The organism is Fibrobacter sp., assembly GCF_045112255.1.
Classification (GTDB): Bacteria; Fibrobacterota; Fibrobacteria; order Fibrobacterales; family Fibrobacteraceae; genus Fibrobacter.
Map to the genome: position 1 here is coordinate 29,598 of NZ_JBGUHR010000025.1, position 18,998 is coordinate 48,595.

Annotated in this window: 16 protein-coding genes; 2 read left to right on the top strand and 14 right to left on the bottom strand. The window is 50.4% G+C overall.

Annotated features, from left to right (window positions below):
• The 3 genes from ACJMM9_RS02235 to gltX form a co-directional block, all read right to left on the bottom strand.
• The gene (locus ACJMM9_RS02235) at positions 1 to 984 is read right to left on the bottom strand and encodes a helix-turn-helix transcriptional regulator (protein WP_405323430.1); all 984 of its coding nucleotides are present in this window, start codon (positions 982 to 984) and stop codon (positions 1 to 3) included.
• A 20-nt stretch (positions 985 to 1,004) separates the two neighbouring features.
• Positions 1,005 to 2,141 carry a BON domain-containing protein gene (locus ACJMM9_RS02240; protein WP_405323433.1) on the bottom strand — a complete coding sequence of 379 codons (1,137 nt, stop codon included), beginning with the start codon at positions 2,139 to 2,141 and terminating at the stop codon, positions 1,005 to 1,007.
• 231 nt (positions 2,142 to 2,372) lie between these two features.
• On the bottom strand, positions 2,373 to 3,833 hold the full coding sequence (gene gltX / locus ACJMM9_RS02245; RefSeq protein ID WP_173465511.1) for a glutamate--tRNA ligase: 1,461 nt from the start codon (positions 3,831 to 3,833) through the stop codon (positions 2,373 to 2,375).
• A 243-nt stretch (positions 3,834 to 4,076) separates the two neighbouring features.
• Here gltX and fabV point away from each other — a divergent pair, with 243 nt between their 5' ends.
• Positions 4,077 to 5,294 (top strand): enoyl-ACP reductase FabV, encoded by a 1,218-nt coding sequence (gene fabV, locus ACJMM9_RS02250; RefSeq protein ID WP_405323435.1) that lies wholly within the window; start codon positions 4,077 to 4,079, stop codon positions 5,292 to 5,294.
• A gap of 43 nt (positions 5,295 to 5,337) precedes the next feature.
• The gene (locus ACJMM9_RS02255) at positions 5,338 to 6,774 is read left to right on the top strand and encodes an alanine/glycine:cation symporter family protein (RefSeq protein ID WP_405323436.1); all 1,437 of its coding nucleotides are present in this window, start codon (positions 5,338 to 5,340) and stop codon (positions 6,772 to 6,774) included.
• Positions 6,775 to 6,949: 175 nt separating this feature from the next.
• On the opposite strand, the gene ACJMM9_RS02260 is transcribed toward ACJMM9_RS02255, so the two are convergent.
• The 11 genes from ACJMM9_RS02260 to ACJMM9_RS02310 form a co-directional block, all read right to left on the bottom strand.
• Entirely contained in the window at positions 6,950 to 8,221 is a 1,272-nt protein-coding gene (locus tag ACJMM9_RS02260; RefSeq protein ID WP_405323437.1) for a hypothetical protein, read from the bottom strand.
• A gap of 143 nt (positions 8,222 to 8,364) precedes the next feature.
• On the bottom strand, positions 8,365 to 9,558 hold the full coding sequence (locus ACJMM9_RS02265) for a hypothetical protein (protein ID WP_405323439.1): 1,194 nt from the start codon (positions 9,556 to 9,558) through the stop codon (positions 8,365 to 8,367).
• Positions 9,559 to 9,578: 20 nt separating this feature from the next.
• Positions 9,579 to 10,373 (bottom strand): ABC transporter ATP-binding protein, encoded by a 795-nt coding sequence (locus ACJMM9_RS02270; protein ID WP_173354510.1) that lies wholly within the window; start codon positions 10,371 to 10,373, stop codon positions 9,579 to 9,581.
• 9 nt (positions 10,374 to 10,382) lie between these two features.
• Positions 10,383 to 11,165 (bottom strand): MlaE family ABC transporter permease, encoded by a 783-nt coding sequence (locus ACJMM9_RS02275; RefSeq protein WP_405323442.1) that lies wholly within the window; start codon positions 11,163 to 11,165, stop codon positions 10,383 to 10,385.
• Between the two features lie 9 nt (positions 11,166 to 11,174).
• The gene (gene dnaB / locus ACJMM9_RS02280) at positions 11,175 to 12,599 is read right to left on the bottom strand and encodes a replicative DNA helicase (RefSeq protein ID WP_405323444.1); all 1,425 of its coding nucleotides are present in this window, start codon (positions 12,597 to 12,599) and stop codon (positions 11,175 to 11,177) included.
• 226 nt (positions 12,600 to 12,825) lie between these two features.
• On the bottom strand, positions 12,826 to 13,773 hold the full coding sequence (locus ACJMM9_RS02285) for a hypothetical protein (protein WP_405323447.1): 948 nt from the start codon (positions 13,771 to 13,773) through the stop codon (positions 12,826 to 12,828).
• Positions 13,774 to 13,782: 9 nt separating this feature from the next.
• Positions 13,783 to 15,180 (bottom strand): bifunctional phosphopantothenoylcysteine decarboxylase/phosphopantothenate synthase, encoded by a 1,398-nt coding sequence (locus ACJMM9_RS02290; RefSeq protein WP_405323449.1) that lies wholly within the window; start codon positions 15,178 to 15,180, stop codon positions 13,783 to 13,785.
• A gap of 71 nt (positions 15,181 to 15,251) precedes the next feature.
• A complete protein-coding gene (gene rpsA / locus ACJMM9_RS02295; protein ID WP_088630876.1) occupies positions 15,252 to 17,021 on the bottom strand; it encodes a 30S ribosomal protein S1 in 1,770 nt (589 codons plus the stop codon).
• Positions 17,022 to 17,057: 36 nt separating this feature from the next.
• Positions 17,058 to 17,726, bottom strand: a complete 669-nt coding sequence (gene cmk, locus ACJMM9_RS02300; RefSeq protein WP_405323453.1) for a (d)CMP kinase — start codon at positions 17,724 to 17,726, stop codon at positions 17,058 to 17,060.
• 35 nt (positions 17,727 to 17,761) lie between these two features.
• Positions 17,762 to 18,211: a hypothetical protein gene (locus ACJMM9_RS02305; protein ID WP_405323456.1), complete on the bottom strand. Its 450-nt coding sequence runs from the start codon at positions 18,209 to 18,211 to the stop codon at positions 17,762 to 17,764.
• Between the two features lie 77 nt (positions 18,212 to 18,288).
• Positions 18,289 to 18,885: a hypothetical protein gene (locus ACJMM9_RS02310; protein WP_088640893.1), complete on the bottom strand. Its 597-nt coding sequence runs from the start codon at positions 18,883 to 18,885 to the stop codon at positions 18,289 to 18,291.
• Between the last annotated feature and the right edge of the window lie 113 nt (positions 18,886 to 18,998).

Consider the following 18,998-nt stretch of genomic DNA (forward strand, 5'->3'; position numbering starts at 1 on the left):
CTAAGCCTTCATTTCTTTCAAAGTATTTTTCAAGCGTTCAAGCATTTCCGTTTTCAAGGATTCCGGCTTCAAAATTTTCACATCCGGAAGCACTCCAAACAGCCAAGTCTTAAAGTCCGGAGTCAAACGGAGCTTCAATGTCACAATCATATTGCCGTCTTTATCTTCGGCAAATTCTGCAGGAGGCGAGAAACGGGACTTGTTAAACTGAGTCTTGAGCCAGCCAGATTTAACAACAAGCGAAATGGTTTCTGGATCGTCCGTAGAAACATACTTGCCAAAAGCATACTTATAATGGTCATACACACAGAACGGCTCACGGAATGTCATCGAGCAGTTATTCGTCTGAGCCACGCTCATGATATTTTCAACAAGATAATTCTTGAAAACATGAGTTTCTGCGTAAGTTTCATCCGCTGCAATCAAGTAAAGCGTATCCACACGCATTACAAGCTTGATCGGGCAAACTTCCTTCGTTTCCTTTTCGGTACCTTCGTTTGTACTTCTGTACACGATGCGAATCTTAAAGCCTTCGCGTATTGCAGACAAAAGCTTTGAGACCATGCAGTCTTGAGCCTTATGATCACAGAACGGACCATAATCCATGATATAGTTCGGATCAAGAGTAATCGCTTCAGCCTTAAAGCCATCCGGGTCTGTCGTTTGCATCGACGAGATGACACTGTCAATAAGCTTTCTGTTCTTCAAGTCAAGCGGAGTCGTGTCATTCATCGTCTTTTTCAGCCTTTCAAGCTGTTTGACGATTTTCTGGTTAAAATCAACTTTCTGTTCCGTTTGAATAACGTAGAAAGTCTCACCATTTTTCTTAAACTTATGCAAGCCACAGTTTTCCTGCTCCAAAGCGTTTAAGTGGCGGAATATGGTTCGCGGACCACAATCCATAGCTTCGGCAAGCATTGCAACCGTCATCGGCACACGAAGTTTACACTTGATTTTACTTATTTTTTCATAGCCTGTAGCCATTTGTTATCCCCTTTTTACTCCTAAGTTTTTAGTATTCTCAACCGGTTACCCACCGCCACCGACCGCGCAAATCCTGCAACAGCCAATAGCGCAAACTCTCTCTGAATAATATTGCGTACACGCCCTTCGACCAAAAAACGCTTTCCCACATAAGTAACATGGACAAAAGAATTTTTCAAGAAGCTGTATGACGCAAGTTTATCCATAATCTTCCGGCAAAGATCTTGTTTTCCCAAATTCTTTTTTAAAATGGCAGTTCCATGCATATTCAACGAGACTATGCCTGGAATACTTTCGATACGAGCCTTCAGTTCATCAGGATAGACTTCGTCCTCGTAATAGAAAGTCACCTTCGCAGCGCCAGATTTTACCTTGACGCTGTACTTAAAAATCGGATGTGCAACATCATCCAAAACATCCCAGATCCGCCGCTCCAAGTCACCATCGGTCATCTTGGAGCTTTTACGGACACGGACCATGTTCACACAACCACGGAGTCCCATAATTTCTCCAACAGTTGTCTGAATAGCCCGTTTTGTTGCAAGGCTATTTACAAAACCGCGCAAGTAAACAATTCCTTGTCCGGCATCGATGGAGACGTCTTCACTGAGTCCGCTCGACAAAATTTCCAGTCGCTTACGCACAACGGAAACAACCTCGTCGTTTGGCGGATTTTCCGCATAACGCGGATAACTCATAAAGACCAACAACCCATCATCCATCTTTACCACAAGTTTGTCTTTAGTATCATCCTTAACTACGCCAACAGCCACACCAAACTGTTTGCGGAGGACATGATAGACATGATCGCCAAGCAAGGTGTTTACACACTGTGCCGGCAGGAGCCTGTAGCCTTCAGGCGCCACCTCATGATTTATCGGAATTTTCGGCCCTTCATACTTTTCATCGGGCATGCCATTCCGTTTGAACACAACAACTTCCCGGTCTCTGGACTGGAAAAAGCTTTTAACAATACAAGGCCTAGTCGCCCCGTCAAAGTAAAGCCAGTCGCCCGGGAAAATTCGATTGTGTCCATAGACTTTCGCGTATTCGGAATGAGCTTCGTCCTTACGTCCAAATGCAAATTCCTGCGAAAAGGCCACATGGATAGTCCCACAGTGCGTACAAACGCAAAGCAGCGGGATTCCACGATCCAAACCTCCATACGTCGAATACTCTTCCATCGCGCAGATATCATGGCGAACTGCCTGCCGGCATTGCCTGCAGTACAGCTGCTGTGAATATAATCTGTACGGAAAGTATTGACGCACGTTAGTAGATTGGTTATAGATAAATCTTGAAATCCGGAATTAGGAAGTAGGAATTGTTTAATATGGCGGCTCTGCCGCGATTATTTCAATTCCGAACTCCGAAATCCGAATTCCTAATTATTTCATCAGCGGGAGAGCCACGTCGATGCGGCGGAGCACTTCTTCCTTGCCAATAATTTCGAACATTTCCCAGAGGCCAGGACCCGCAGTCACACCGGAAACAGCGAGGCGCGGAGCGCCCACCAGTTCACCGACCTTGTGACCACAGCGTTCAGCCAATTCATAGAAGCCCTTCTCAATCACCGGAGTCTTGAAGTCTTCGATGGAAGCAAGCATATCGCGCACGAGCGTCGCGACTTCCTTGGAGCCTTCACCGAAATGCTTCTTCGCCCCCTTCTCGTCGTATTCCGTCGGAGCGACAAAGAAGTACTTCGCCATCGTAGCGAGGTCCTGCACAAAATGCGCACGAGGCTTGAGCTGCTTTACGATTTCGAGCAAGCGTTCGTTCGGTTCAGCGCTCGTATCAACGCCCATAGCCTTGAGACCTTCGACCATGATGTTCTTGAGGAATTCATCATCGCACATGTGGATGTGCTGGCCGTTCATCCACTGGAGCTTCTTTTCGTCAAAGCTTGCAGACTTCGGGTTGATGCGTTCGAGCGTAAAGCAGTCGATCATTTCCTTGACGCTCATCACTTCGCGGTCGTCACCTGGATTCCAGCCGAGGAGTGCTAAGTAGTTGACAAGCGTTTCCGGCAAGTAGCCGAGGTCGCGGAAGTCACCGACAGAAGCAGCGCCCTTGCGCTTGGAAAGCTTACCGCCGTTCTTGTCAAGAATCACTGGCAAATGGCACCACACAGGCGGTTGCCAGCCGAAAGCCTTGTACAAAAGTTCGTGCTTCGGCGTAGAGCTGATCCATTCATCACCACGGAGCACGTGAGTCGTTCCCATGTAATGGTCATCGACAACACTTGCAAAGTGATAAGTCGGGTAACCATCGCGCTTGATGAGCACGAGGTCGTCCAGAAGTTCGTTCTGGTAGCTGATGTGTCCACGGATCATGTCATCGAATTCCGTGACGCCCGTTTCCGGGACCTTGAAGCGGATGACAGCCTTTTCACCAGCAGCAATGCGGGCTTCGGCTTCTTCGCGGCTGATGTTACGGCAGTGGCGATCGTAACCTGTGACCGGCACGTGAGACTTTTCCTGTTCGGTACGGACTTCCTGCAAGCGTTCTTCAGAACAGAAGCAGTAGTAAGCATAACCCGCATCCAGGAGCTTCTTGATTTCGCGATGGTAGATGTCCAGACGTTCGCTCTGGAAATACGGACCGCAGTCACCTTCGCAACCCGGACCTTCATCCCACTGGAGGCCAAGCCACTTGAGGTCTCGCATCAAGTCGTGAAGAGCCGTTTCGTTATAGCGCTTACGGTCTGTATCCTCGATGCGCAGGTAGAACGTACCACCCATGTGTTTTGCAAAGAAGTAATTGTAAATTGCCGTGCGAGCGCCGCCCACATGCAAGTAACCCGTGGGGCTTGGAGCAAAGCGTACACGAACAGGACTTTTTTCAGTCATAATTTCCTCTAGTGATCCTTTTTACTTTTATGACAGAAAATAGCAAATTCCATTGTATAAAATTTATCCTTCATTCATCTTTTAGGCACATATTTAGCACTTCTTTACCGCACAACCCCTTACAAACTTCTTAAATTATTACACAAATATTACGCAAATACTTTACATTCAAAGACTTTGTTTTTAAGCCATAACGGCAGACCTTTTTATTGCTAAGTTGCGAGCGTCAAAATGGGAGTCACTATGATTATTAAACCGATGATCCGCAGCAACATGTGCATTAACGCCCACCCGAAGGGCTGCGCTGCCGATGTCAAGCACCAGATTGAATTTATCGAAAAGAAGTTCACCACGCGTAACATTCCCGCCGATGCCCCGAAGACCGTTCTCGTCCTCGGTTGTTCTACCGGCTACGGACTTGCAAGCCGCATTGTCGCAGCATTTGGCTACAAGGCAACAACTATCGGCGTTTCATTCGAAAAGGAAGGTTCCGACGGAGGAATCGGCGAATCCCGCGAAAAGACAGGAACTCCGGGATGGTACAACAACATGGCTTTCGACAAATTCGCAAAAGAAGCCAGCCTCGAAGCCGTAACATTCAACGGCGACGCCTTCTCGCACGAAATGCGCCAAAACGTTATCGACACTCTCAAGAAGATGGGCAAGAAAGTTGATCTTCTTGTTTACAGTGTCGCAAGCTCCGTGCGCGTCGATCCAGACAACGGAACAATCTACCGCAGCGTCCTAAAGCCTATTGGTCAAGTTTTCTCAGGCGCCACAATCGACTGCCTTAGCGGAAAGATCAGCACCATCAGCGCAGAACCCGCCACCGCCGAAGAAGCGGCCAACACCGTTAAAGTCATGGGCGGAGAAGACTGGGCGCTTTGGGTGCGCAAGCTCAAGGAAGCAGGCGTTCTCGCCGAGGGCATAAAGACGGTCGCTTATTCGTACATCGGTCCAAAACTTTCACATGCGATTTACCGCGACGGTACAATCGGAGGCGCCAAGAAGCACCTCGAAGCAACAGCACTTGAACTCAACAAGGAACTGCAAAACAACCTCCACGGCGAAGCCTACGTCTCTGTGAACAAAGGACTTGTCACGCGCTCCAGCGCCGTCATCCCCATCATCCCGATGTACATTTCCGTGCTCTTCAAGGTCATGAAGGAAATGGGTAATCACGAGGGTTGCATCGAGCAGATGGAACGTTTGATGACCGAGAGACTTTATACAGGTTCCAAAGTCCCGACGGACGAGAATCACCTCATCCGCATCGACGACTACGAATTGGACCCGAAAGTCCAGGCCGAAGTGGACAAGCGCATGGCAACAGTCACGCAAGAGAACCTCGCCGAAATCGGCGACCTCGAAGGATACCGACACGACTTCCTAGCCACTAACGGTTTCGACATTGAAGGCGTGGACTACGAGGCCGAAGTAGCAACACTAACAAGCATATAGTTTCTATTTTTGTGGCAAAACCCCTTAACATCAAGGATTCTTTATGGAAACACTCAATTCCATTCTCGATGCTATCGATGGGTACGTCTGGGGCGTTCCCCTCATTGTCATCATTCTCTTTGTAGGCATCCTCCTCACCATCCGTCTTGGCTGCCTGCAAGTCATGAACTTGCACAACGCGCTCCGCTTCATGGCGCACAGCGAAAAGGACGGCGCAGGCGAAGTTTCTAGCTTCGGCGCTCTCTGCACGGCTCTTGCAGCCACGATCGGTACAGGTAACATCGTCGGCGTGGCAACCGCTATCGGCACCGGTGGCCCGGGCGCTCTCTTCTGGATGGAAGTAGCCGCATTCCTCGGCATGGCAACAAAGTATGCCGAAGGCTTGCTCGCCGTCAAGTACCGCACAGTAGACAAAGACGGCAAGGTTCTCGGCGGTCCGTTCTATTACATCGAAACGGGTATCAAGGAACGCTTTGGCTGGAACATGAAATGGCTCGCCGTGATTTTCGCCATCTTTGGCATGGCCGCAGGTCTCCTCGGCATTGGCACCATCACACAGGTCAACGGCATCACGAGCGCCATGGCGCGTCTCACTCCGAACGCTGCTGAATTTGTCAACATCGGCGGAAACTCTGTGAGCGTCACGACCGCTATCGCAGGCCTCCTCGTCACGATCTTTGCGGCAACCGTCATCATCGGCGGTCTCAAGCGCATTGCAAAAGTCTCGATGTACATTGTCCCTATCATGGCAATCATCTACATCATTGCCTGCATTCTCCTTTTGCTCCTCAACTTCTCGCAGATTTCTTCCGCCATCGAAACAATTGTGAAGGCCGCTTTCAATCCGTCTGCAGTCACCGGCGGCGTTGTCGGTTCCATTTTCATTGCAATGCAGAAAGGTATCGCTCGTGGTATTTTCAGTAACGAAGCAGGCCTCGGTTCTGCACCTATCGCAGCTGCCGCCGCAAAGACAAAGGAACCGGTGCGCCAGGGTCTTGTTTGCATGACAGGCACGTTCTTCGATACGATTATCATTTGTACGATGACCGGCCTTGCGATTGTCGTCTCGGGCGCTTGGGATCCGAAGCTCGGACTCGAAGGCGTGAACATCACGATGGAAGCATTCTCCCGCGGCCTTGCCATTATCCCAGGCGGTGCTGTGATCGCCCCGTACTTCCTTGCAATAGCTCTCGTGTTCTTCGCCTTCACGACGATTCTCGGCTGGGCCTACTACTCTGAAAGGTGCTTGCAGTACTTGCTCGGACGCAGAGACAAGAAAGCAATCCTCACCTACCGCTGGATTTATATCTTCGCGATTTTCGTTGGACCATACCTCACGGTCAGCGCCGTCTGGACAAGCGCCGACATTTTCAACGGTCTGATGGCATTCCCGAACCTTGTGGCACTAATACTTCTCTCTGGCATTGTCGCAAACGAAACAAAGACGTTTCTCGCGAAGTTCAAGGGAGAAAAAGAGTAGTCAGTAGTCATTAGTCATTAGTCATTGGTTATTGGTCAATAGTCATTGATCATTAGAGCCCGCGAAAGCGGGCTTTCCTTTTATGAGCAAGACTTAACTGGGTGGTGCAAAGCCATTTCGCAAGCATACAAAAAGACCTCCCATGCGGGAGGTCTTTTTTAGAATTTCACAACTGTTACCAGTTAACACCGCAAGAGACGGTTTCACCAGCAGCGATCTTCGTCACCTTTACCGGGATCGGATATTTACCAACGGTATGAGCAACAAGCATTTTGCCCTTAATGTCCTGATAGTTCGTACCAGAAACTTCAATACCATCGATAGTCAACTCATACGGAGAATTACCACCCTGGCAGACCAAGGTGCAAGTTGTCGCATCATTATGCCAATTCTGCGGCAAGTCGGCAACCAAGGTAAATTCGCCAACCTTGTCAAATTCAACTTTATCTTGCGTCGTTTCAATCTTATAGTCCGGAATGTTAGCATCCGAAGCAATAATAGCCGGGCAGGTTACCGTCTCGACAGAATTATCATCGTTGCTTACTCTAAGAACAGGAGCGTAGGACTGGCCCTTCTTCGTAAAGGTATGAGTGCCAGTAGTGCCTGTTGCACCGGCAGAAACGCCATCCCATTCGTAATCAATGATGTTTGCCGTAGAAGTGCAAGTAGCGGTCCAAGTAGCCACACCAGCATCGGTAGTGACATCGCCGCCAGCACCAGTGCACTTACAAGAAATCGGTTCACCATTCACCTGCAGCGGACTACAGGGCACAACATGAGCACCATCCGTAAAGCTTACGACAACCGAAGCACCATACTTACCGGAATTGACGTACTTCACCTTCTGTTCAGTACCATTAGCACCATCAACTTCAATAGTCGGAGGCGTACCGCCCTCAAACGTCCATGTGAACTTCGCCTTCAGCAACTTAAGAGCGGAAATGCTTGCATCCTGGTCAAACACCCATGTAACCGTTCCACCTTTGGAAATCGTAGCAAGATCCGGATGGCAGGTTCCAATATCCGAAATCGGGCCAGAAGGTATAGAAGAGCTAGAAACCACAACAGCGCTCGACGAATAAGAAGGCGGAGGATTCGTCGTAGACGAAGAACTTACATAGCCAGGTATAGAAGAAGAAGAAACTATAGCGCTGGAATAGCGGGACGAAGAAAAGCCTGGATTGACCGAGCTCGAAGACCTCACTCTCCCCCTAGATGAAGAACTAGGCTGAACATTTACAAAACAGTCTGGGCAGTTGGTAGAATTCATCAAAGTTGTATTAGTATTAAGACTACCATCGTCAGGTTCGCCAGAATCATTATAGGTGATCGGGAGACTCATAATATCGTCTCCATTATTTGGGTTCAAAATATCACCACTACCACAAGCCCAAAAACTTGCAGCAACACCAAAAGCAAGCGTTCCAAAATAAAACTTTTTATTCATAAAAAACCTCTTAGGCGAAAAATAAATTAAATCGCGACAATATGCAAATGGTGTAAGCGTTTTTTATTGAGGAAGTTCACAAAAAAACACCCCAGACAACAAGTTCAGGGTGTTTGTAAAGTTAATTATACGATTATTGTATATTAATCGATCACCGGAGGCTTACCAGAAGAAGATGAAGCCTGATCAGAGGAACTCAATTCAACATACGATGATGAACTTTCCTCAGGTTCTTCAGAAGATGAACTTTCCTCGATCTTAGGTATAATGCGAAGCCACGGATCCAGATCATCATCGACATCGCATGTAAGAACCTGCAATCCGAATTGTACAGCAGGTTCCTTTTGTCCCGGTGTAGAATACTTCACCTTAATCCTGGTGGAACCATTTCCTTCGCGTTCGCCCGATACAAGTGTACCAAAGGCGCCGAGACCAGTCCAGTTATGAAATCCTTCAAGTTCGACTCCGTTTTCGTCTACAATGTACCAGAACACTTCTTCATCGACAAAAGCTTCGCGTTTGCTAACCATGCAATAGCCACGAACGGCACTTGAAGAAGACTTCGCTTCAGAAGAAGACGATTCAGCCTCAGAAGACGAGGATACCTTTGCAGAAGAAGACGTCGGCTCATAACCCGCAGGATATACCGTAAACGGCTTTACAAAATCGCCACAATCAAATTCCTTGCCAGCAAAGGTAAGCAGCGGACCGATAACAGGACCTTCTGCTTCAAAAGCCACCGTAATTTCAGGGAAACCAGTTTCTTCAACAGAACCGACAAGGACACTAGGCTTTCTTCCGGCATCGGGACTCAGGTCCCACTTGTATTTGCCCTCATCCAGCGTTCCTTCATCGGGAACATAGCTCCACGTGACAGCGTCACCAATGCGAACAATATCGTCTTTTTCAACGCTGCACTTACCAGAGACTTTCAAAGCGCCACTGGAGCTAGAGCCGATCTTTGACGAACTTGACGACGTCGAGCCGCTACTCTTGCCAGAACTAGATGATTTTCCAGATGAAGAAGACTTCGCAGAGCTGCTGCTCTTACCAGAACTAGATGATTTTCCGGACGAAGAAGACTTCGCAGAACTGCTGCTTTTCGAGTCATTCTTTTTGGAGCTGCTACTCTTTATAAGTTCTATATCACAGTTCTTTTTTCCCTTACAGCGTTCCTTGATAAAGAAATTGGCTAATTCAAGTTCATCAGTTTCTTCAATTTTTTTCTTTGCCAATTCGTCATTATCTGTAGCTTTAGCGATATCACCTTCACCACAAGCCCAGAACAGCACCATTGCCGACGAAAGCAATAATGGTAAAAACTTTTTCCTATCCATATTATTCCCCATCTTAAATTCTACTCCTGCGATTCCCCATCCACCGAAATTTTACGTTGTCCCGTAATGAACTGGTGCACATACGGGTTGCTTGTATTCTTGATTTCATCGACAGTACCAACTTCGATGATTCGCCCGTTGTAAAGCATGGCGATTCGGTCAGCCACCTTGAAGGCGCTTACCATGTCGTGCGTCACAACGACCGAGGTGACACCGAGCTTGCTCTGCATATCGAGAATAAGGTCGTTGATCACGTCGCTTGTAATCGGGTCCAGGCCCGTCGTCGGTTCATCGTACAAAAGAATTTCCGGATTCAAGGCGATGGCTCTTGCAAGCGCCACGCGCTTACGCATACCGCCCGAAAGTTCAGAGGGCATCTTTGTACGGAATGACGGCACGAGGTTGATCATCTGGAGCTTTTCCGTCACCACGTTCTGGATCTCGGCTTCAGACATTTCCGGATGATGCTCGCGAAGGGCAAAAGCGATATTTTCGCCCGTGTCCATGGAATCGAACAAGGCGCCCATTTGGAACAACATTCCCATCTTGCGGCGGATGGTTCGCGTATCGAAGAACTGCGGCGTACTGATCGTCACGCCATCGACAGTCACTTCACCGCCATCCGGCTGCAAAAGCCCAATCATGTGCTTTAGAATCACGGACTTGCCACCGCCAGACTTACCGATAATCACCATCGTTTCGCCACGGCGGATGTCCAGGTTCACGTCTTCAAGAACCGTCTGAGGGCCAAAAGACTTTTTAAGCCCTTTGAGTCGAATCGCAATATCATTCGGATCGATTTTTACATTCGGCATAACAAACCTCTAGAAGAACATGAAAGCATCAAGAATAAAGTCAGAAATCAAAATCATAAGGCAACTAGAAACCACGACGCTCATCGTTGCAAGGCCAACACCGTGCGCCCCCGGCTTGGAGTGCGTCCCGTGATAGTAAGCGAGCACAAAAATAATCGTCCCAAACACAATCGACTTGATAATCCCCGCCCACAGATCCATATTGCTAAACAGGTACTGCATACCCGTCGAATACGTGTATGTCGTGATATCAAGCGCAAGCACACAGACAATCCAACCGCCAATCAGCGCAAGCGCGTTAGAAATGGCAGTCAAGCACGGGATCATCGTCAAGAACGCAAAGAATCTCGGCATGGCGAGGTAGCGGTACGGGTCAAGCCCGAGCACCACATATGCAGAGAGTTCTTCTTTCTCCTTCATGGAACCGATTTCTGCAGCAACGGCACTGCCCACGCGCCCCGAGAGCACAATAGCCGTAAGAAGCGGTCCAAGTTCAATAAGCACCATCTTGCATGCAGCCGTTCCCACGAATTTGTCAGACACGAGATTGTGGAATTCGAACTCGGCCATGATGGTTGCGACCATTCCTGTAAAAATGGACGTCACAAACAAAAGCGGGAGCGAGGAGACGCCAACAGAAATCATCTCCTTCACGATCAGGGCCGGATTCTTGTGCACGAAGCGGAACTGCTTGAGCGTAATGAACAGGATGCAAATGCACTCGCCTACGGCGGCGATTGCATCGACAATCTTTTGCCCTATCCAATTTATCGGTTTCAGAATCAACGGCATTGCACTTCCTTAAAAGCTCCCAAAGTCGGCAACCTGCGGTCCACCGCCATCGTCATCTGAGCCATACTGATAATCTTCGTCACCTTCCACGCCTTGCTGGTCTGTCGCATCGTAGAACGTCGTGTATTCAGGCACGAAGCTCATGTCAATATCCTTCACGGAACCGTTACGGTGCTTCGCCACAATGAGCGTTGCCTTGTAGCGGTCTTCGTCCTTGTGCGTCTGCACGAACGGGCGTTCCACGAACCACACCATGTCAGCGTCCTGTTCGATAGAACCAGATTCACGCAAGTCCGAAAGCTGCGGGCGTTCACGACCCTTTTCTTCGACTTTACGGCTAAGCTGAGCAAGCGCAATGACCGGGATGCTCAATTCCTTCGCCAAAATCTTGAGACCACGGGAAATAGCACCGATAGCGACCGCGCGGTTTTCTTCCTTGCCGGTCTTCATCAACTGCAAGTAGTCGATGATGAGGAGGTCGAGGTGGCCCTTGTGCTTGAGCTGGCGCGCCTTGCTCATGAGTTCCATGATACCGAGGTCAGCGTTGTCATCGACAAACAGCGGAGCCTGGTTAATAGGCGTCACTGCGGCGATAATCTTCTTGATTTCGTCAGAACTGAGCTTGCCGTTGCGGAGCCTACTCTGGTCCACCTGTGCCTGCGAACAGAGCAGACGCTGGGCGAGCTGGATGCCGTCCATTTCCAAGCTGAAGAAGGCGACGTTCTTGCCATAACGAATGGCTGCGTTTGCGGCAACCGTCATCGCGAAAGACGTCTTACCCACACCCGGACGGGCAGCAAGAATGATCAAGTCGGAATTCTGGAGACCGTTCGTGAGTTCGTCCAGTTCCGTAATGCCCGTAGGCACACCCGTAATGCCGCCATCACGACGGTTATTGATGCGTTCCAGAAGCGGCGCCACAAAGTTGTCGATAGACTTCAAGGTGTTGCGCACCTGGTTATCGGCAATCGCAAAGATATCGCGTTCGGCATCCTGTAACACATTGTCCGGCGTTGAGGCCGGGTCCATCGACTTGCGGATGATTTCAGAAGATGTGCGGATAAGCTTGCGGAGCACCGCCTTGTTGCGGAGGTGTTCCAACTGCCACGGGACATTCGCCGACGATGCAACGGATTCCATCAATTCAAAGATGTATTCGCGGCCACCGACAAGGTCGAGCTTGCCCATTTTCGTGAGTTCCGCCGAAAGCGTCACAGGATCGATGGGAGTAACCGCCTTGTTCAAACTGCAAAGTGCGTTCCAAATCAGCTGATGACGTTCCATGTAGAAAAAGTCATCGTCACTGATGGCCATCACAGCGACGCCCATCACTTCGGGGTCACGCAAAATACCACCCAGCAGACAACGCTCCGCCTCAACATCGGCAGGCATTTGGCGACCATCAAACGACTTGGAATTATTTTCTTCAGACATAACTATACCGATTTAAATATACAATAAAAATTTACATGGAACTTTTGAAGATGATGTAAAAGCGGGGTGAAATGGGCCATAAAAATGCCGACCCCGGAATAAATCCGGGGTGACAACGCAATAGCAAGTGTGTATGCTGGTCCCGTCCCCATTCGCGGATCATGACCACGTAAGAGCTAAAGCTCTAAGTGGTCAAAGAGAACAAGTCCGGGGTGACATAGCGCGGCTACTTAGCGGCGGTAAAGAGGCCGCTGCGCGGAATATGCACCTTCCACGTGAGCCATTTGAGCTGTTTATCCGAAGTCATTGCATAAGCATCGACAAGAGAAACAGTCTTTGTGCCGTTGAAATCAAGCGCAGTTCCTGCGAGATCGTTGAAGTTTTTGCCCTTGCTAAACACGTCATAGAAAAGCGGTTCGCCAAAGGTGATCATGATTTCAGGAGCGATAAAGGAAAGTTCCTTTGTTAGCATTCGACGGAGCGAAGCGAGCAGGATCGGAGATAGTGCTCGCGGAGCATCCTTGTAGAAATACGTGGCGCCAAGGGATTCCGGGGCGTAACCGAGGCTTCCGAACAAACGAACAATCATCTCGCCAGTCGGAGACTGGAAAAAGGCGCCGGCCGGTTCGCCGGGCTTCGGGGCCGCAAGGAGAATCAGAAGGCGCGGATGTTCCGGGCCTTCGTAGCGGACAACGTTTGCAGCACGGGCGTAAAGCGCGTCAGTCTTGAGAGCTTCGTAGAAGGCGCCGATGGAATCGGCGAGTTCGTATGCGGCAGTCGTCTTCTTGACGGTGCGCGGAGCGATGGTAAGGCCAGCATCGAGCTTTGGCGCCGGGGCCGGACGCGGAGCCGGCGCGGGTTGCGCGGGAGCGCCGAACGCAGGCTGCTGAAAAGCGGGCTGCGCCGGATTTGCAAACGGTGCAGGGTTCGCCGGGAACGGAGATTGCTGCGGAATCGGTGCCGGATTCGCGGGTGCAGAACGCTGCGGAAACGGCGCTGGGTTCACCGGGCGCGACATTTGCGGCATCGGATTTGCAGGACGGGCAGGAGCCGGAGCAGCGGACTTTTTGCGAGTCAATGTCCACGGTTCATCGAGGAGCAAATCTTCCTCGCCCATGTCCATCTGGCCTTGCAGATACTTGCGAAGTTCGCTAAAATCAAATTCTTCGGGCATACCGTTCCTCTAAGCGTTCTTTAACTGATCAAGGCTAAAATCTACAATTTCTTGCGCGAGATCAATTTTGGAGCCCATCTTCATCTCGGGAATTTCAACCTCTGCGGCGTTTCGAGAGTCGCCGGATTCTTGTGCATTGCGAGAGTTCGCACGGATCAAGGCGTAACGCACTTCGTCAAAACCGAAACCGCTGTTCAAGGCCACGGGAGCATTGAGCAAAAGTGCATCGGCACCGCTCTTCTTGAGCTTTTCGGCCGCATGTTCCTTGAAGTGGTCCGTTTCAAGCGCAAAACCGACAATGACCTGGCCAGCGCGTTTTTGAGCGACGCTGTCGCGCAAAATGTTCGGATTCGGCTCGAGTTCCAAGATAAGCTGGCTACGGCTATCCTTGATTTTCTCGGTAGCGGTCACTTTCGGACGGTAATCGGCCACGGCGGCGCAATGCACGAGCACATCGGCGTTCTTCATCTGTTCGAGAACGGCCTTGTGCATATCGCAAGCGCTCTTGACTTTTTTGACGCGTACGCCACCGGGGAATTCGGCTTCCATCGGGCCTGCGACAACATTCACATCGAAACCATTCGCAAGGAACGTCGCGGCAATTGCGACTGCGGTCTTTCCACTGCTGCGGTTGCTGATGTAACGCACAGGGTCAATCGCTTCTTCCGTGCGGCCTGCTGTGATGAGGACACGAGGAACACGTTCACCGGATGCGGGAAGGTCTTGCAAAGCTGTTTCTTGAAGGTACTGAGCTGCTTGCGATTCGGGGGCGTTACGGGGGTGTCCCCCGTTCGAAGGGGTAGCGGATGACGCACAAGCGGCAGAAGCGAGGGGAAGGCATTCCCCCTCTCTCGTCTCTCGTCTTTCGTCTCTCGTCTCTAAATATTCTACGATTTCAGCGGGGTCGAGGAGGCGGCCTTTGCCAACTTCGCCACAGGCGAGTTCGCCGGCCGGGCTATCCATCACGAACGTATTCTCAAAACTGCGGAGCGTTTCGAGGTTTCGTTTGACTGCCGGGGAATTGTACATCGCGACATTCATTGCGGGGGCGATAAAACGCGGTCCCGTGCAGCTCATAAAGCAGAGGCTCACAGGGTCATCGGCAATGCCATAGACAAACTTTCCGATAACGTTTGCAGTCGCCGGAACGACGAGATAAAGGTCCGCCCAGCGCGGAAAATCGATGTGCTGGAAAGGGCGGGCTTCGACGGCGCCATTCTTCAAGTAAACGGGGCACTTGGAGAGGCTTGCAAATGTAAGCGGAGCCACGAACTGTGTGGCGGCTTCGGTCATGCAGACACGCACTTCGGCGCCTTTCTTTTGCAACAGGCGCAAGAGTTCACAAGACTTGTAGACGGCAATTCCGCCCGAGACTCCAAGAAGAATTTTCTTTCCAGCGAGATTCATGAAACGCAAGATAGAAAAAGAAATCCCGCGAGTGAACGCGGGATTCCTTTAAGCTTTAGTCAGAAACTAAATTAAGCTTCTTCTTCAGACTTTTCAGCCTTCTTCTTGGAAGCCTTCTTCTTCGGAGCAACAGCTTCGCCAATCGTGGTGCCGTTTTCGCCCGGCTTGTGGGAGTCCATCCAAGCCTTGAGTTCAGCGGATTCACGGTTCTTGAAGTAGTCAACAACGGAGAGGTAGATCTTGCGGTTGTTCTGATCGATTTCGGTCACGACAGCCGGAACTTCGTCGCCAACCTTGAATGCATCGGCCGGAACCTTGATGTATTCAGCAGTGAGCTTGGAGACCGGGATGAAGCCTTCGATACCGTCAGCGAGTTCAACCACGACGCCGCGGTCGAGCATGCGAACGATCTTGCCCTTGACTTCGGAGTCAACCGGGTAGGTGGAATCGATAGAATCCCACGGGTCTTCGGTGAGGTGCTTCATGGAGAGAGAAATGCGGCGCTTTTCCTTATCGACGGCGAGAACGACGCATTCAACCTTGTCACCCTTCTTGACCATTTCGTTCGGGTGGGTGATCTTCTTGGTCCAGGACATGTCAGAGACGTGGATGAGGCCATCAACACCTTCCTTGATTTCGACGAATGCGCCGAAGGAAGCGATGTTGCGGATTTCACCGACGACGCGTGCGCCCGGCGGAAGTTCGGTTTCGATAGAATCCCACGGATCAGATTCGAGCTGCTTCATGCCGAGAGAGATACGTTCTGCATCTTCTTCAACCTTGAGAACAACAGCTTCGACTTCCTGACCGACGGTGAGGATTTTGGACGGGTGCTTGACGTGCTGGGTCCAGGACATTTCAGAAACGTGAATAAGACCTTCAACACCGCTGTCGAGTTCGACGAATGCACCGTAATCAGTGATGGAAACAACCTTACCCTTAACGATAGCGCCTTCCGGATAACGTTCGGCGATATCCTTCCACGGATGCGGCTTAAGCTGCTTCATGCCGAGAGAGATGCGTTCCTTCTTGTCGTTGAAGTCGAGGACCATGACTTCGACTTCCTGACCGAGCTGGAGCATTTCGGACGGGTGGTTGATGCGCTTGTAGCTCATGTCGGTGATGTGGAGGAGGCCATCTACGCCGCCAAGGTCGATGAATGCACCGAAGTCGGTGATGTTCTTGACGATACCCTTGCGGACCTGGTTCTTCTCGAGAGTTTCGAGAACGTCGCCACGCTGCTTGTTGCGTTCTTCTTCGAGAACAACACGGCGAGAAACGACGATGTTGCGACGAGCCTTGTTGACCTTGATAACCTTGAGGTCGAATTCCTGGCCGATAAGAGCGTTGATGTCCGGAATCTGACGGAGGTCGATCTGAGAGCCCGGGAGGAAGGCATCGATACCAAAGAGGTCGACGACAACGCCGCCCTTGATGCGCTTCGTGAGAGTGCCGCGTACGACTTCGTTGTTTTCGAATGCAGCGTGGATGCGATCCCACACGCGAACGAAGTCAGCCTTCTGCTTGGAGAGGATGAGGCGACCGTCTTCGTCTTCGAGCTTTTCGACGAACACTTCGATTTCGGAACCGAGTTCGAGAGAATCAGTATCCTTGAATTCGGCGCGATCAATAACGCCTTCGGACTTGTAGTTCACGTCGACGAGAACTTCCTGGTCGTTCACCTGGCTGATCTTACCCGTGACGAGCTTGCCCTGTTCGAGGCAGCCCATGCCGGCATAGACGTCAGCGTTAGCCTTGCGGAAGTCCGGGGAGCATTCACCCTGGGCGGCGAGAATTTCTTCGAGATCTTCTTGAGTTCCGAATTTGAGATTTTGAGACATATTAGTTAATTGGGTTGTGGTAACAAAGGATTCAGGCTACGCCACTACACCTACGTAGTCGAGAATCTTTTGAACCTGTTGTTCGATTGAGATGTGTGTAGTGTCAATTTCAATAGCATCGTCCGCCTTCTTTAACGGGGCGGTCGCACGAGAGGAGTCCAGGCGGTCGCGTTCGACCAAGTTGTTGAGGACTTCTTCGAGGGTAACTTTTTCGCCTTTTTCAAGGAGTTCCTTGTAGCGGCGTTCGGCGCGGACCTTCACGTCCGTCACCATGAAAAACTTGTACTTCGCGTCGGGGAATACGACGGTTCCGATATCGCGGCCATCCAAAATGCAGCTCTGCTTCTTGCCGATTTCACGCTGCTGCTTGGTCATTGCGGCGCGGACAGACGGGAGAGCGCAGTAGATGCTCACGTTGCTCGAAACGCGCATGCCACGGATTTCAGATTCGCGACAGACACCGTTAACGAGGATGTGATTTTCGGAGTCGAACCCGAGCGTGAGGTTAGAGAGCAATTCGTCCATAGCCGGACCTTCTTCGGCGGCGAGGCCAGCATCGAGGGCGGCAAGTGTCACGGCGCGGTACATAGCACCCGTGTCGAGGTAGGTAATGCCCAATTTCTTTGCAATAATCTTTGCAGTGGTACTCTTGCCAGTGCCAGAGCCCCCATCAAGGGCGATAACAAAATTTTCCGAATTACTCATGAGTGGGGGTAAAGATAGAAAATTACGGCCATAAATCAATAGCTATAGTCGTAATAGTCCGGGTTATCGTAATAATAATAGGTAGCGTAGCGTTTGCTCTTGTCGATGTAGACGAGTTCGGAGCCATCCGCATAGACAATCATGCGGGTATCATCCCCCTCAAAATCATAATAGCGGTCCCCGTGATTGTAACCGATATCGTAGTCGCGCGGGTTATAGTATGAGCAATCATCGTCAACGCAAAGGGTCGCATAACCATCGTGGGTAATCCGCAAATCAACGCTCACGGAAGGCGATATGGAAAAGACGTCTAAACAGTCGTAGGACTGTCCAAAAGCATCGTAACGGCAGTCCTCTTCGTAATAATAGTGGAAGCGCCTGTTGAAAGAGGCTCCACCATCGCTAGGCCCAACGCTCCAGTCCGAACCGCAAGCCATCAGGGCAAGCGTTACAAGCATGGCAAATGATGTAACAATTCGATTCATAGGACACTCCTAAAAAAAATCCCCCGACTAACTGTCGAGGGAAAATCTACAAAAAGTTTTTGCAGGAAACGAGCCGATTACTTGTAGTCACCGTTGTAAGATTCTTCAGCGGTACCATCTTCGCGAGTGGATTCCGGAGCAAGGAGTTCACCCGTGCTGCCGTACTTGCGCTTTTCGTCGTCCGTGAGGCGGTTCGTGAGCACTTCGACCTGCTGCTCCTGATGAGCCGTAGCTTCTTCTTCCTGAAGAATCTTCTGGCCTTCTTCGAGACGGCGCTTGATGCGATCATCTTCCATCTGCTTCAGGTTCGTGCCGACCTTAGCCTGTTCTTCAGAAACCTTGTAGCGTTCATTCGTTTCGTCCATGACGGCCTTGATACCAACGAGGCGACCATCGCTATCGACGCCAAGTCCGGCCTTGCGGAGCGTAGAGAGCGGCAAGCGGCTTGCTGCCGTCTGGTATTCCGGCAAGAATTCATAGCCGTCCGATGTACCAATCTGACGTGCTTCGTCCGGAGTCACATAGCTAAGAGCTTCCTGCCAACGGGAACTCTGGACACTGGATGTGAAAGAAACGAGGGCATTATCCAAAGCCTCGCCTTCGTCCTTCGGGGTGCCTGCGCAGCCCATAAGGAACAAGCTAATTGCAGATAAAATAACCAACAATTTTTTCATGGGGTACTCCTCCGAAAAAAAATCCTACCAAAATATAAACATAAATATTACAAACATCCACATAATTGTTCCATTTTTCTATAAAATGTACCCAAAATTGCCTTTTCCCTCAA